9 protein-coding genes are annotated in these 15,870 nt (G+C 70.1%); all 9 read left to right on the top strand.

Annotated features, from left to right (window positions below; translation table 11 throughout):
- The first annotated feature begins 228 nt into the window (after nt 1-228).
- The 9 genes from LR394_RS25965 to LR394_RS25925 are packed head-to-tail and all read left to right on the top strand — an operon-like array spanning nt 229 to nt 15,829.
- Complete coding sequence (locus tag LR394_RS25965) at nt 229-936, top strand: thioesterase II family protein (protein WP_231446799.1); 708 nt, start codon at nt 229-231, stop codon at nt 934-936.
- A complete protein-coding gene (locus tag LR394_RS25960; RefSeq protein WP_231446797.1) occupies nt 933-1,760 on the top strand; it encodes an SDR family oxidoreductase in 828 nt (275 codons plus the stop codon). Before LR394_RS25965 ends, LR394_RS25960 begins: the two co-directional genes overlap by 4 nt.
- Nucleotides 1,761-1,791: 31 nt before the next feature.
- On the top strand, nt 1,792-4,617 hold the full coding sequence (locus LR394_RS25955; RefSeq protein WP_231446795.1) for an amino acid adenylation domain-containing protein: 2,826 nt from the start codon (nt 1,792-1,794) through the stop codon (nt 4,615-4,617).
- Complete coding sequence (locus LR394_RS25950) at nt 4,614-7,709, top strand: non-ribosomal peptide synthetase (RefSeq protein WP_231446793.1); 3,096 nt, start codon at nt 4,614-4,616, stop codon at nt 7,707-7,709. Before LR394_RS25955 ends, LR394_RS25950 begins: the two co-directional genes overlap by 4 nt.
- 30 nt (nt 7,710-7,739) lie before the next feature.
- Entirely contained in the window at nt 7,740-12,776 is a 5,037-nt protein-coding gene (locus tag LR394_RS25945; RefSeq protein WP_231446791.1) for a non-ribosomal peptide synthetase, read from the top strand.
- Nucleotides 12,773-13,570 carry an AzlC family ABC transporter permease gene (locus LR394_RS25940; protein WP_231446789.1) on the top strand — a complete coding sequence of 266 codons (798 nt, stop codon included), beginning with the start codon at nt 12,773-12,775 and terminating at the stop codon, nt 13,568-13,570. Before LR394_RS25945 ends, LR394_RS25940 begins: the two co-directional genes overlap by 4 nt.
- Complete coding sequence (locus LR394_RS25935; protein WP_231446787.1) at nt 13,570-13,893, top strand: AzlD domain-containing protein; 324 nt, start codon at nt 13,570-13,572, stop codon at nt 13,891-13,893. Before LR394_RS25940 ends, LR394_RS25935 begins: the two co-directional genes overlap by 1 nt.
- Nucleotides 13,890-14,624, top strand: a complete 735-nt coding sequence (locus LR394_RS25930; RefSeq protein WP_231446785.1) for a carbon-nitrogen hydrolase family protein — start codon at nt 13,890-13,892, stop codon at nt 14,622-14,624. Before LR394_RS25935 ends, LR394_RS25930 begins: the two co-directional genes overlap by 4 nt.
- Nucleotides 14,621-15,829, top strand: a complete 1,209-nt coding sequence (locus tag LR394_RS25925; RefSeq protein ID WP_231446783.1) for an ATP-grasp domain-containing protein — start codon at nt 14,621-14,623, stop codon at nt 15,827-15,829. Before LR394_RS25930 ends, LR394_RS25925 begins: the two co-directional genes overlap by 4 nt.
- Nucleotides 15,830-15,870: the final 41 nt, after the last annotated feature.

The following is a 15,870-nucleotide window of genomic DNA, read 5'->3' as shown; positions in this document are numbered from 1 at the left end:
GTCGTGGGTCTGGTTGTCATCTGCCTGAGACTCTCGCGCCTGATCTCCAGATCCGGTAACTGACCCGGCGGACCTACACGCTTTCAGCAAGATCTCCTGTTCGGTCCCCGCCTTGATCGGCATGTGTGCTCGACTGCCCGATCGGGCTGCTGACCATGTCCGGACGGGGGTTCAAGGTGACCATCTGTCAATCATTGCCTTTAGAGGCTGCATTTCAGGGGGACTTTCATGCCTGTCGTCATCTTCCTGCCCTTCGCCGGTGGTGGTGCTTCCGTGTTCCGGGGCTGGGTCGAGCATGTGGCCGGCCGATTCGATTTGCTGGCGGTACAGTTGCCCGGCCGTGAGGAGCGGTTCGTGGAGGAGCCCCTGGCTGACGTCGCCTCCGCCGCGGACGACGCCCTGGTGCAGATCCGCCGGAACATCCCTGTGGGAGAACGAGTCGCGGTCTTCGGGCACAGCCTGGGCGCGGCCCTGGCTTTCGAGGTGGCCCGGCGTCTGGAGGCCGGCGGGCAGTACGAGCTGCTCCAGGTGTTCGCCAGTGGTGCTCCCGGACCCTGGAACGGCCGCCAGGAGCATGCGACCGGGCTGGACGACGACGCGTTCCTGCTACAGGTCAAACGCTTTGCCGGGTACGACCATCCGGCGCTGGCCGTACCGGAGATGCGCGAGCTGCTGCTGCCCATGCTGCGCGCGGATGTCCGGATGCACGAGGAGTACGCTCCCGTCGATCGCACGCCGCTGCGGGCGCCGGTGGTGGCCCTGCGCGGGGACGCCGACGACCTGGTCACCGCCGAGCAGGCTGGTCAGTGGGCGCAGGCAACGCTCAGCTCCTTCGTCTCCCACGAGCTGGCCGGAGGCCACATGTATCTCGTGGACCACCCCGCCGCGGTCGTGGACCTTGTCGCCGGTGAACTCGACCGGGCGCTGACCCGGTGAGCAGACTGCGGAACAAGGTCGCCTTCGTGACCGGCGCGGCCCGAGGGCTGGGGCGGGCCACCGCGGTGCGTTTCGCCCAGGAGGGCGCCGACCTGGTCTTGACCGACATCGCCGCTGATCTGGAGGGCGTGCCCTACGCCCTGGGAACCAGCAGCCAACTCGAGGAGACGGCCCGCCGCTGCCGGGAGGCAGGCGCGGCGGTGCTCGTGCGCTCGCTCGACGTGCGCGATGCCGCCCGGGTCCGGGAGGTCACCGGTGAGGCCATTGCTCGCTTCGGTGGTGTCGACGTCCTGGTCAACAACGCGGGCATAGCCTCTCCCTCCGGTAAGGCCGTGCATGAGATCTCCGACGAGGAATGGATTCTCATGCTCGATGTGGACCTGTCCGGTGCGTTCCGGCTGATCCGGGCTCTGGGGGGCCACATGAGCGGGCGCCGCAGCGGGAGCGTCGTCAACATCTCCTCCACCGCCGGCCTGGTCGGCTACCGTCACTTTGCCGGTTACGTCGCGGCCAAACACGGCCTGATCGGCCTCAGCCGCGCGGCCGCACTCGACTACGCCCCGTTCAAGGTGAGAGTGAACGCGGTGTGCCCCGGATCGGTCCGGGACGTGCCCGACGTCGAGGGCACCATGCTCTCCCAGATCGCCCAGGCGCTCGACGTTCCGGTCGAGGAGCACGAGGAGCTCTTTCTGCAGTCACAGCCGAACAATGCGCTGGTCGATCCCGAGGACATTGCCGACGCCGCGCTCTGGCTGGCCTGCGACGAGTCCCGGCACGTGACCGGAAGCGTGGTCACCGTCGACGGTGGCTTCTCCGCACGCTGATCCTTCTGCCCTGTTCTCCGAAAGAGGCCCTATGTCACGTGTGCTCGCCGTACCCCGGCGCTTTCCCAGGCCAGTCCCCGACGGCATCACCCATGCAGTCGTTGTCCCCGTCGGCTCGTCGATCGATCTACCCGGCGCGACCTGGGGCCGTGACTGTCCCGCGCCTCGTGGATCGGCAGAGGCCGAGCGGATCGTCGGGGCTGAGACCCGGCGTCCGCTCGAGGACGGGCAAGCCTCGCGGGCTGTCGTGGTGACCTACCCCGACTCCGACCGTGACCTGATCCTCGTCGGCGACCGCGACGTTCTGGACGGGCCCGCCCTGCTGCGGTACGCCCGGGCGTTGGCCTCTGGGCAGAATCCCGGGCCTGCCTCGGGCACCCGGCCGACCGGGCCCGATCCCGTTGTGCCGGTGACCGTTCCCGGTGAGGGAGTCAGCCCGTTCCTGGCCACAAACCCCAGCGGTGGGCCAGATCTGGAGCTGCGGCAGGAGTGGGGGGCCACGACGACCGAGCTCCTGGTAGCGGCGGTGGCCGTCGTGCTGGGCCGGCTGGGCCGTTGCTCGCGCCCCACCGTGGCCGCGCACGTCACAACCGGCGCGGGCGAGGGCACAGTGCTACTCGCGCCCTGCGTTGATGACGACGTCAGCGTTACCGGCCTTCTCACCTCGGTCCGTAACACCCTCGGCGACCCCGCGATGCTGCTGCCGCCCGCCGCCCGGCTGGACCCGTCCGAGGCCAGGATCGGGATCGGGATTCTCGACATGCTGGAGGCCGGACCCGGAGAACGCGCAATGCCTGCCCTGAGCGCACCCTTCCCGCTCACGCTGGCACCGGTGCGGCTCGAGGACGGGGTGGAGATCACGGCGCTGGCTCGTGCCGAGAGTGGCGACCTGCCTCAGCTGGAGGGTCTTCTCGCGACCATCCGGCACGTTCACAGGCAGATTGCAGCCGGTCACGGCGACCTGGGCGACATCAGCCTGGTGGCCCACCCGGCACCGGAGATTCCCGAGATCACGGAAATGCCGGCAGGCCGGTCCCTGCACGCGGCCTTCGCGGACGTTGCGGCGAGACGCCCCGAGGAGATCGCCCTGAGCGACGGGGAACGATCGGTGACCTACTCCGAACTGGACCGGGAGGCATCTCTCCTCGCTGCCGGCCTGCGGGCCGCGGGCGTGCTCGTGGGCGAGCGCGTCGGTATCTGCCTGGAACGCTCGAGCGACCTGATCGCCACGATGATCGCCGTCCTAAGAGCCGGCGCCACCTACGTCCCGATGGATCCGGCCTACCCGGACGAGCGTCTGAGCTACACGAGCCGAGACGCCGGTCTACGGCTGGTCGTCTCGACTCGCACGTCGTTCCCCGCTGACGGTGAACTCATCGTCCTGACTCCCGACGAGGTGCGCTCCTGGGCCGCGCAGACGCCGGACCTGATGGCACCGGGCACCGGCGATCCGAGTGGTCAAGGCGGCCAGGGCCCGGCGTACGTCATCTACACCTCCGGTTCGACCGGCAGGCCTAAGGGTGTCGTCGTGGCGCACACCTCGGTGCTGGCACTCATCGAAGGAACCCGGGCGGACCTCGCACTGAGCCCGGACGACACCTGGACCCTGTTCCACTCCAGTGCCTTCGACTTCTCAGTGTGGGAGATCTGGGCCCCGCTGCTGACCGGAGCCCGGCTTGTGCTCGTGCCCTATTGGGCCACGCGCGATCCCGAGGAGTTCTGGGACCTGCTGCGTCGTGAGCGGGTCACCGTGCTGAACCAGACGCCCTCGGCATTTCGTCAGCTGGACGCCGTGGACAGCACCCGGGCTCAGCGCCTGGCCCTGCGCCTGGTGGTCTTCGGTGGTGAGTCGCTGGACACCCGGCGGCTCACGGGCTGGTTCGACCGGTACCCCGAGACGGTCTGCCGGCTCGTGAACATGTTCGGCATCACCGAGACGACCGTCCACGTCACGTCGCGAACGTTGAGCCGCGCCGACGCTCTGACGGGTTCGTCCTCGGTGGGGTGGGCGCTGCCGGGATGGTCGCTGACCGTGCGGGATCGACGGCTGCGCCCGGTTCCGGTCGGCTTCCCCGGCGAGATCCTCGTCGGGGGAGCGGGATTGGCGCTGGAGTACCTGGGCCGGCCCGAGCTGACGGCCGAGCGTTTCGTCGAGGACCCGCTCACGGGTCGCCGGCTCTATCGCAGTGGTGACCTGGGCCGGCTCGGTCCGGACGGGCAGCTCGATCACCTGGGGCGCATCGACAACCAGGTGAAGATCCGCGGTTTCCGGATCGAGCTCGACGAGATCGCGAAGGTTCTGGAAGGAGCCCCCGGGGTCCAGGCCGCCGCGGTCGTGGTCGGCGGGGACACGGCGCAGGACACGGCCAACGCGCGCCTGGACGCGTACGTGGTGCCCGGCGGTCTCGACCTGCAGATGCTGCGTGTACGGGCCGAGCGGCTGCTGCCGGTGCACATGGTGCCGGCCACGATCACCCCGCTGGCGGCCCTGCCCCTGACAGCGAATGGCAAGCTTGACATCCGCGCCCTGCCCGATCCGTACGCGGTCCGGCAGCCCTCGCCTGCTCCGGTACCGGTCCCGACCATCCCGCCGGCCGCGACAGCAGATGTGTCAACGGACGAACAGGCGGTGGTGCCGCTGCCGGAGCGTCTGCGGGCCTTGTGGCAGGACCTCCTCGGAGTCCCGGTGAGCGCGCACGACAACTTCTTCGAGCTGGGCGGCAACTCGCTGCTCGCGGTGCGCCTGTCCACGCTCATGCGCGAGAACGGCCTGCCGCCGCTGAACCTGCGCCTGCTGTACCTCAACGCCACGCCCGGGGGCTTGGCCGCTGCCATGCAGGGGGTGCCGGTCGGATGACCCGGACCGTTCCTGATCCGCGTGATGACGCCCCAGCGCTCTACCCACGCGACACCCGGATCGAGCAACTCGTTCTGGACCGGGCGGCCCGTACGCCCCGCAGCGTTGCCGTGGCCGACGGCACGAGCCTGACCTACGCCCAGCTGGCCGATTGGTCAGCGGGTATCGCGAACCGGCTCGAGGTGAGCCCCGGTGACGTGGTCGCTCTGCACCTGTCCCGGGGCGCTGCCTTCGCGGCGGCCGCGCTGGCCGTCCTGCGCGCGGGAGCGGTGTACATGCCCGTCGACCCGGACCACCCGGACGAGCGGGTCGCCTATCTGCTCCAGGACGCCGGCGCAGTCGCCGTGCTCAGCTCGGCGGCCGACGCGCAGCGGGCCGCCCTGCGTGGGGCCCGGGTGATCGATCCCTGCGAGTGCGCCGAGGCCCCCGGGACGCCGCGCCCCCACGGGACGGCTGCCACCGACCCGGCGTACCTGATGTACACCTCCGGCACTACCGGCCGGCCCAAGGGAGTCCTGGTCCCGCACCGGGCGGTGGTGCGCCTGGCTCACGACGCCACCCATGCACACCTCGGGCCGGACACGGTCATGGCCCACATCGGGGCCACAAGCTTCGACGCCTCCGTCTGGGAGCTGTGGGGCACATTGATCAACGGCGGCACCCTGCAGGTGCTCTCCCGGGAAACCGTCCTGGACCCGGACGAGTTCGGGCAGGCGATCGCGACGCACGCGATCACCACCGGCCTGGTCACGTCCGCCCTGTTCAGTCATCTGGCGGATGCCGATCCGGGGATGTTCGCCCCGATGCGCGACCTGCTGGTCGGAGGCGACGTGCTCTCAGCCACCCACGCCCAGGCGGTGCTGGCCGCATGCCCGAACCTTCGGTTGGTGAACGCCTACGGGCCCACCGAGAACGGTGTCATCTCAACGGTTCACCAGGTCGTTCCGGGCAAGGACCACCGGCGCGTGCCGATCGGCCTGCCCATCGACAACTCGAGCGCGCTTGTCGTCACGGACGAGGGGCACCTTCAGCGACCGGGCCTGCCCGGGGAGCTGTGGGTCGGAGGTGACGGGCTCGCCGTCGGATACCACCGGCGTCCACAATTGACCGCCGCAGCGTTCGTCGAGGCATCGTTCGCTCCCGGGGAACGCTTCTACCGCACCGGTGACCGGGTGGTGTGCCGCCCCGACGGCGCGATCGAGTTCGTCGGCCGGGCCGACGGCCAGATCAAGGTGCGCGGCCAGCGCGTCGAGCTGGGCGAGGTCGAGAACCTCCTGATCGGGGTGGACGGCGTCGAGGAGGCCGTGGTCCTGGCCGACAAGTCGGTGCCTGGTGAACCCGTGCTGCGTGCTTTCGTCACCGGGACGGCAACGGCCGGCCAGGTCCGGGCGGACCTGAGCCGACGGGTACCGGAACACCTGGTGCCCTCGTCTGTCACCGTGATGGCACGCTTCCCGCTGACCGGGCACGGCAAGGTGGACCGGCAGGCTCTGGGCGCGCTGGTTGCCCAGCCGGATACAGACCCTGACCCAAGAGCCAGGACTGCCGGGACGGTCAGCCTCACACCCGCGCAGGAGCAGGTCGCCCAGATATGGCGGCGCGTGGTCGGTGTCGAGGAGATCGCACCGGGTGACACACTCACCCAGCTGGGCGGCAGTTCCCTGGCTGCGACCCGGATCGCGGGCCTGCTGCGAGCCGGGACCGGGCGTACCTGCCGGGTGATGTGGGTCCTGCGCGACGACCTGGCCACCCTCACGACGCGTCTGGAGCAGGCTCCGCCCGTGCCGGCCCGGCCCACCGGGGCCCAGAACGACGCCCCCTCCACCCTGCCGCTGCTGCCACAGCAGTCGGCCGTTCTCACCGAGGCGTTGCTGCGGCCCGGCGACCTCGGGTACAACCTCCCGGTCGTCGTCGAGATCCCCGGCCACCAGCTCGGACTCGACATCGCGGGCGCCCTGGCCCGTTTGCGGGACCGGCACGAGGCCCTGCGCACCACCCTGGTGGCAGGGACCGACGGCCAGTGGCGGCAGCGGGTGGGGCCGGTGAACGGGGGCGCGGTGCCGTTCGAGGTGCTGCGCGCGCCCGGTGACGACCTGGAGACCGTTCTGCATTCCTGGGTAAGGCCTTTTGATCTGGAAGCCGGGCCGTTGTGGCGAGCGGCGCTGGTCAGCGGCCCGACCCGCCAGGCCATGGCGATCGACGCCCATCACCTCATCGCGGACGGCTGGTCGCTGCGGGTGCTGCTGGAGGACCTGACCGCCGCCCGTCAGTCGGCCGTGCCCTCCTACGGCGAACTGGTGTGTGAGGCGCTGTCCCAGCAGATGGAGCAACCCGAGCGGCGAGCTGCGTTCGCCCGTCAGCCGGGTCCGGATCTGCCGCTGGACCGTCCTCGCCCGCCCTTACGGTCGACGGCGGGGGCCTGGGTGCGCCATCCGCTGGGCCTGAAGCGCACCCGCGCTGTGCGGGCCCTGGCCCAGGACTTGGGGGCACCGCCGTTCGCTGTCTACCTGACCGCGCTGGGCGTGGTCCTAGCCCGGGTCACCGGGAGCCCTCGGCCCACCGTGGCCGTCCCGTTCTCGGGCAGGCACGTGGCGGGCGGTGAGCACGCGGTCGGCATGCTGGTGGCCACCCACACCCTGGACGTGCCGGTGGCCCCGGAGACATCGTTCCCGTCCGCGGTGCGCGAGCTCGCCACGACGGCGGCCGAGACCGCAGACCTGCCGCAACCGGTTCAGGATGCGGGGCATGGTGGGCGCCGAGACCGCCATCCGGTCGCGGACGTCCTGTTCGCCTTCCAGGACACGGGTCTGGGCGACGTCGATGTTGCCGGAGGCCGGCCGCGCTGGCTACCGGAACTGACCGGTGCCGTGCTCTTCGACCTGGCCCTGCACATCGAGCCCCGCGGCGAAGGGGACGAGGCGCTCTGGGGTTTCGCGAGCGCGATCCTTGACGCGGGCACGGTGCACGCACTGCATACGGAGCTGACGGACGTCCTGGACGCGGCCGTCAGCGATCCGCACCGTCCTGTGGGGTCGCTGGGTGCCCCGGCGCCGAGCGCTGCGGTGCGCCCCGACTTCGTGTTCGACCTCTGATTCCCCGTCTTATCGCCAAGGAGTTGTTCCATGCAGTCTCTTGAGACCCAGGGCGCGCTGAGAGTTGCGGCAGCCCGCCGCCCTGAGCAGGCCGCGTACTGGGCGGCCGTTCTCGCCGACCTGCCCGAGCTGTCCCGGATCCTGCCCGATGCCTCTGCCACCGTCGGTCCCCGGCGTCAGCAGGAGTCGCTGTTGCCGGCGCCGGTGAGTGAGGCGGCCCGCCGGATCACCCGGGACGACGCCGGAGCGCTGCGGGTGCTGCTGATGGTCGCGGCCGGTGCGCTCCTGCGCCGGCACGGGCGCCAGGACGAACTGGTGACCGCGGTGACTCCGACCCGTTCGACGCTGACCCGGGCGCTGGTGGTCCCGTTCACCCTTGGGCGCCAGGACACGCTGCGTTCCGCGCTGGGCCGTGTGTCGGCGGCGGTGGCCGTGGCCGAACAGCACGCCGACTATCCGATCGAGGTTCTCGCCCCGACCTCCGATCCCTATCCGTTCGCCGAGGTCCTCATCGCACCGGTGGCGGGCTCGGGACAGCAGACGCTGGACGATGAGCGGTTCCCGCTGGTGCTCGGGATACGCCGCGCCGGAACGGACGGCGAAGACCTGGCCTTGTGCATCAGCGCCTCTCCGGCCTACTCACCCGCCGTGCTCACGCAGATCCTGCGCCATCTGACGGCCGTGCTCGCGGCGGCACTCGGCTCTCCCGACAACCCGCTGTGGGACGTCGACCTCACCGATGCGGGCGAAGCCGCGGTGGTCTCGGCGGCCAACGACACCCGGGCATCGTTCGAGGAGACGGCCCGGCTCGAGGACCAGTTGCGCCGGTACGCTCGCAGCCACCCGGACGCGGTGGCGGTGGAGACCGGCGAGAGTCACCTGACCTATGCGCAGCTGGACGCCGCCTCCGACGCGATCGCCCACCGCCTGCTGGCCGCCGGAGCCGGCCGCGAGAAGCTGGTCGCGGTCCTGGCCGAACGGGGGACCGCCCTGATCACCGGGATCTTCGGCATCTTGAAGGCCGGCGCGGCCTACGTTCCGATCGATCCGGGTTACCCGGCCGAGCGCATCGCCTACCTGCTCGAGGACTCAGCGGTGCGGGTCGTGCTCACCACGGCCGCTCATCGCGAAGTGGTGGCCGGGCTCGACGTCGCCACCGTGCTGGCGGACGAACCCGCGGCTGGTACGCAGGTCCCGGCAGGAGAGTTGCCGGGCGGGCTCTCATCGTCGGACGCCGCCTACGTGATCTACACCTCCGGCTCCACCGGTCGTCCCAAGGGAGTGGTGGTCGAGCACCGGTCGGTGATCAACCGGATCGCCTGGATGCAGAAGGCCTACCCGCTGACCAGCGACGACGTCCTGGTGCAGAAGACGCCGGTGTCGTTCGACGTCTCGGTGTGGGAGCTTTTCTGGTGGTCCTTCGCCGGTGCCCGCCTGGTACTGCCGCAGCCGGGCGTCGAGAAGGACCCTGAGGCGCTGACCGGCGTGATCGAGCGGCACAAGGTGAGCGTCATGCACTTCGTCCCCTCGATGCTGGGCGCGTTCGTCGGCTACGCCCAGCGCACCGGCGCCGCCGATCGCCTGGCCTCGTTGCGCCAGGTCTTCGCCAGCGGCGAGGCACTGGGCCGCCACCACGTCGACGCCTTCCACCACGCGCTCGCGCGTGAGCCTGAGAAGACCTGCGTACTTGTCAATCTGTACGGGCCGACAGAAGCGACGGTGGACGTCTCCCACCATCGCTGCGAGCCCGGTCAAGCGGGACCGGTCCCGATCGGTGTCCCGATCGACAACCTGCGCCTGTACGTCGTCGACGCGGATCTGCGTCCCGTACCTCTCAACGTCCCCGGAGAACTTCTCCTGGCCGGGGTCGGCCTGGCCCGTGGATATCTCGGGCGCCCCGAGCTCACCGCCGAGCGGTTCGTGCGTGGCGTCCTGGGGGAAGAGATGGTCTACCGCTCCGGGGACCTGGCCCGCTGGAGTCCACAGGGCACGGTGGAATACCTGGGACGACTGGACCAGCAGGTCAAGGTGCGCGGTCACCGCATCGAACCCGGTGAGATCCAGGAGTGCCTTCTGGCCGTCGCCGGAGTCGAGGACGCCATCGTCCTGACCCGCCCCGCCCCGGACGGGCAACTGGTGCTGTGGGCCTACCTGACGGGCGAAGGTGTGGACGCCGAGCGGGCCCGGGCCGAGGTCGCGCAGGTACTGCCCGATTACATGGTCCCCACCCACGTGGTCGGGCTGCCGTCCCTGCCGCTGACACCCAGTGGAAAGCTCGACCGTGCGGCCCTGCCCACCGACATCGCCGCCACCACGGACTACGTCGCACCCCGGACCGAGGCCGAGCGATCCCTGGCCGGGATCTGGGCGCAGGTCCTGGGGCTGGAGCGGGTGGGCATCGACGACAATCTCTTCAGCCTCGGCGGAAACTCCATCCATTTCGTGACCGTGCTGGCCCACGCCCGGGCTCTGGGGCTGACGTTCACCTTCCAGGACCTGTTCCGGCTGCCCACCGTCGCTGGGCTGGCGAGTGCGGCCACACTCGGCCAGGCACCACCCCAGGCACCCGACGCGCATCCCTTCGCTCTGGTTCCCGACAGCGACCGGGACCGGTTGCCGGCCGGGCTCGCCGACGCCTACCCGATGACGCAGCTGCAAGCCGGTCTGGTCTTCGAGACGGAACTGGACAAGAGCGTCGCTGGCTACCACGACATCCTGCTCTACACGATCTCCAGTTCCCTGGACATCGCGACGTTCGAGGAAGCGGTGCGCGAACTGGTGCGACGCACGCCGATCCTGCGCACCAGCTACGACCTGACCGGCTACTCGAGCAGCCTGCAACTGGTGCATCAGCAGGCTCCTTCCCCCCTGCGCCTGCACGACCTGCGAGACCTGGGCCCGCAGGAACAGGAACACTGGTACGAGAACTGGGTCGAGCAGGAGAAGACCGACCGCTTCACCTGGGACGCTCCCGGTCTCGTCCGCATCCATGTTCACGTGCTGGCCGACGACCTGTTCCGCTACGGGATCAGCCAGCACAACTCCGCCCTGGACGGCTGGAGCATCACCCTGTTGCACACCGACCTGTTCCAGATCTACGGCGACCTCAGGGCCGACCGCCCATTGCCCGAGATCACCACCGGAACACACCTGCGCGAGTACGCCGTCCTGGAACAGCAATCCCTGGCCGACCCCGACCACCGCGACTACTGGGGCCGGGTTCTGGACGGCGCCACCCTCACCCCTGTGCCCCGCAGCGACCGGCACGCTACCGACCAGCCGTTCGAGGTCGCCTTCCACGAGGTCGACCTGAGCGACCTGTCCACCCGGATCAAGGACACCGCCGATCGCCTCCAGGTCCCGGTCAAGAACGTGCTGATGGCCGGGCACCTGGCCGCCCTGGCCGCCCTCGGCGGCAGCGACGACGTCCTCACCGGTTACGAGCACTCCGGGCGCCCCGAGACCGAAGGGGCCACCCGGGCCATCGGGCTCTTCCTCAACACCGTGCCGTTCCGCGTCCGCCTCGGGCAAGGCAGCTGGGGCGACCTGGTCCGCGCCGTGAACGCGGCCGAGAGTGCGCTCCTGCCCGCCCGGCGCTATCCGATGGCTCAGATGAAGGCCGACCTCGGCGTCCAGATCCCTCTGTTCGAGACCGCATTCAACTTCACCCATTTCTCCCTGCTGCGTTCGCTGGACGAGCACGGGTTCTCCCTGCTGGACGTGCGCGCCAACTCCGAGACCGAGTTCGTCCTGCGCGCGGAGTTCTCCCAGCACTTCCGTACCGACGAGATCCGCCTGAGCCTGCACCACCACCTGACGGTCATAGACAGCCAGCTGGCCCTGATGTTCGCCCGGGCCTACCAGGCGGCGTTCACGGCGATCACGGCCCGCACCGATGAGCCTCAGGACGTCCGGCACCTGCTTCCCGGCCCGGACCACGACCTGCTCACCCGGCTGCGCCCGGAACCGGTGCCGTTCACCCCTGCCCAGGCCCGGGCACACGCCGCCACCGCTCAGCAGCACCGCGCCCCGGTCACCAGCACGCAGATGCGTATCGCCGAGGCCTGGAAAGAGGTTCTGGGCGAGGGCGAAACCGCCATCGGGCTGGACGACAACTTCTTCCTGCGGGGCGGCACGTCTCTGTCCGCCATGCGCCTGGCCGTCGAACTCGCAGGCCTGGTCAGCATTGCCGACATCATGCGCAACAGCCGGCTGGAAGACCTCAGCCGGGTGGCCGAGAAGAAGGTCACCGCATCCCTGTCCACGTCCACGCCTGCTGCCACCTCCGGCCCCCTGCTGCACCTGGTCGCCGGCGACCCGGTCAGGGCCGGTGTGACCCTGATCTGCTTCCCCTATGCCGGTGGCGGTGCCACGATCTTCGACGCGTTCGGGCAGGCGCTGCACCGGCAGGACCCACGTGTGGCCGTGTACTCCGTGGCCCTGCCCGGCCACGACATCTCCGAGAACGCCTCCGCCCTGAAGTCTCTCGAACAGATCGCCGACGCCCTCGTCACCGAGATCGAGGAGACCATCCCCACCCCGGTGGCTCTGTGGGGGCACTGCGTCGGATCTGCCCTCGCCCTGCGCACGGCCCACCTGCTGGAGAAGGACAGCGACGGCGTCAGGCACCTGTTCATCGGCGCCAAGCTCTTGTACCCGGCCTCCTCGGCCCGGGCCGGCATCGCCGAGGCCCGGGCCATGAGCGACCAGGATGTGGTGCGCTGGCTGGGGGAGGAGACCGGACTGATGGCGGCCCTCACCGCCGGCCCTCAGGTCGGCGCCTACCTCGCCCGTGTCTTCCGGCACGACTCGATCGCCGCCAACAGCTACCTCGCCGACGTCGCCGAAGGCCACGGCCCGCACCTGGAGACCCCTCTGACTCTGGTCCTGGCCGACGACGACCCGCTGACCGCGAACGGCCCCGACGTCAGCGCCTGGGCCGTGACCGGCAGCGACCCGCAGGTTCTGACCATCCCGACCGGGGGGCACTATTTCTGCGAGAGCGAACCGGACGCCGCAGCCGCCCTCGTCCTCGAACGCCTGCACGATCAGGAACTGACGAAATGACCACCGAGAACAGTGAAACCCGCCCGAGCACACCCAACCTGGAACCGCTCCGTCAGCTCACGGCGAAGGACCGCTACCTCGAAGGTGCGCGGGCCATGCTGCCCTTCCTCGTGAGCATCATCCCGATGTCACTGGCGGGAGGGGCTCTCGGCCCGGCCAGCGGCCTGAGCGCCCTGGAGACCCTCGGCCTGGCCATGGCCGCGAACTCCGGGACCGCCCAGTTCGTAGCGTTCTCCCTGGTACTTCAGGGCGCCAGCCTGGTGACCCTCTTCCTCACCACCCTGGTCCTGGGTCTGCGCATGCTCATCTACGCCACCGTGCTGCGCGAGCACTTCGAGGACGTACCCCGCGGCCTGAAGGCACTCGTGGCCTTCGGCCTGATCGACGCCATCTTCTTCGCGGCCATCGACAAGCTCCGGGACGGCACGCTCAACAGCCACAAGCACTGGTACTTCCTCGGAGCATCCAGCCTGATGTACGGAGTCTGGATGACCTGCACCGCCATCGGGGCGGTCCTGGGCTCACTCGTCCCGGACCTGCGCTCACGGGGACTGGACTTCCCGATGGCGGCGATGTTCGTGGCCATGCTCGTCCTGTCGGTCACCAGCCGCAAATTGCTCGCCATCGCCGTCGTGTCGGGAATCACCGTCCTGGCCGCCGCGACCCTTCCCTACAACCTGGGAATCGTCGTGGCCGTCGTGGCCGGTGTCGCCACCGGCGGTCTGTGGGATCTGCTGGCCGGCCGCCGCGAGGCCGGAACAAGCTCTGCCGTAACGCCCATGGAGGAGAACTGATGTCCGCTGTCGTCATGATCGCCCTGGTCGGGCTCGCGGCGTTCCTGCCCCGGTACCTGCCGTTCGTCGTGCTGCAGGACCGCAAACCGTCCGCCACGGCCAAGGACCTGCTCGGCTACGCGCCGGTCGCGGTGCTGGCCGCCCTGGCCGTGCCACCGGTGCTGACCCCCACCGGGGACGGGGACCGGCTCACGGTGCTGGGCCCTTACCTGGCCGGTGCCCTGGTGATCGTCGTCGTCGCCTACACCAGCCGGCACCTGCTGCTGTCGGCGCTGGCCGGGACCGTCGTGTTCTTTGTCCTCCGGGCGGTGATGGGCTCATGACCCCGCCGCTGACCGTCGCCGCTGTGCAGTCCGTCCCCGTGACCGGCGATGTCGTCGAGAACCTGGCCCGGGCTGAGTATCTTCTGGCCCAGGTGCCCGAGGCTGACCTGGTGGTGTTCCCGGAGCTGTCCCTGACCGGTTACGACCTGGACCTGCTGAAGAACGATCCCCGGGCGTGGTTCCGCCCCGGGGACGAGCGTCTGGACCCGATCCGCGAAGCCGTGGCCGCCCGAGGCGCCTGCGTGGTCCTGGGCGCGCCGGTCGAGGTCAAGGGCCGCCGCCACATCGCCTCTCTGGTGCTGACCGGCATCGGCCCCGATGTGGTGGCTCCCAAGACGTATCTGCACGGAGCCGAGAACGACCTTGTCGAACCCGGTGCCGGTCCCGTCGTTCTGGCCGTCGCCGACTGGAAGATCGCCCTGGCTGTGTGTTTCGACACCAGCGTGCCCGAGCACGCCGGTGCGGCCGGGACAGCCGGGGCCCAGGTGTACGTGGCCTCGGTGCTTTACACGGCAGGAGAGGAACGCAAGATGGCCGACCGGATGGCCGCGCGCGCCCGCGACAACGGGATGTGGTCGGTGGCCGCCAATCTCGGAGGGCACCCGGTCGGGGAACGCTCCAGCGGCGGCACCGGGGTCTGGGCCCCGGACGGCACCCTGCGCGCCGGGGCGACCGGTCGCGACGAGGAGATCGTCATCGAGATCCTGCACGCGCAGACGGGACCGGCATGAGCCCGGCGCCGACCGTCGTGCTGGGAGCAGCACCGGTGACGCTGGCCGCGGTCCGGCATCTGGGGATCGACATCGTCGATGTCCAGCACCCGGATCGGGCGGAGAAGGCAAGCGAGCTGGTCGTCGACTATACCGACGACCTCGCGTTCGACGCGGAGATGGACCGCCTGGCGGCCGGCCGGGGCCTGGCGAGAGTGATCTCGCTGACCGAGTCGGGCCTGGTTCCCGCTGCCCGCCAGCGCGAACGCCTGGCACTGCCCGGTCATGGCCCCGCGGTCTCGCAGCTGCTGCGCGACAAGGGGGCGATGCGTCAGGCGCTGGCCTCCGTACCCGGCCTGGTGCCGGTGCGTGCCGCAGTCGTGCACAGTGCCGACGAACTGCCGGAAGTGGCCCAGAAGATCGGGTATCCGGTGGTTCTCAAACCCGTGAACGGGGCCGCCGGGATCGGGGTGCACCTGGTCAGCGACCCTACCGGCCTGCTTGAGGCCGCCCGTCGGCACGAAGAGCTCCAGAGCCGGACCGGGCCCGCCCAGTTGCACCTTCGCGGCCTTCTGGTCGAAGAATATCTGGACGGTCCGGAGTACTCCGTGGAGGCGTTCTCCTTCGCTGGCCGTCACGTGGTGCTCGGTATCACCGAGAAGACCACTGGAGCTGGTTTCGTCGAGACCGGGCACGTCTTTCCCGCCCGCCTTCCGGCCGAACACAGCGCAGCCCTGGGCGAGGCAGTGCAACGGATCCTGGACGCTGTCGGGCTCACCGACGGGCCCAGCCACACCGAGATGCGCCTGACAGCCACAGGGCCGGCCCTGATCGAGTCCCACGACCGTCCCGGCGGCGGCCGGATCGTCGACCTGGTCGCTCTGAGCACCGGTTTCGCCTTGGACGCCGCGGCCGTGGCCTGGGCCGCCGGAACACTCGAACCCCTCACCACAGCCCCGGTTCCGGCCCGCGCCGCGGCGACGGCATTCGTCCTGGCGCCCGAGGGCGAGGTACTCGAAACCACCGGGCTGGAGGAGGTCAGGCAGATGCCGGGCGTCGTGGACGCCCAGTTCCTGGTGAAAACCGGTCAGTGGGTCGGGAGCGGACAGGGCAACCTTGACCGGGTGGCCCAGGTGCTGACCGTGGACACCAACGGCGCCCGGGCCCGTCGCACCGCGCGGCGGGCCGCGGAGAACCTTGTCGTGCGGACCGCAGCCACCTCGTGAAACCGGGGACCGCTTGCTCCGACGAAGGTGATGGGGCCGCC

It is taken from the genome of Kineosporia babensis, assembly GCF_021129305.1.
In the GTDB taxonomy this organism is placed as follows: Bacteria; Actinomycetota; Actinomycetes; order Actinomycetales; family Kineosporiaceae; genus Kineosporia; species Kineosporia babensis.
The sequence above is the reverse complement of the archived record's forward strand: the minus strand, read 5'-3'. Positions and strand labels throughout refer to the sequence as shown.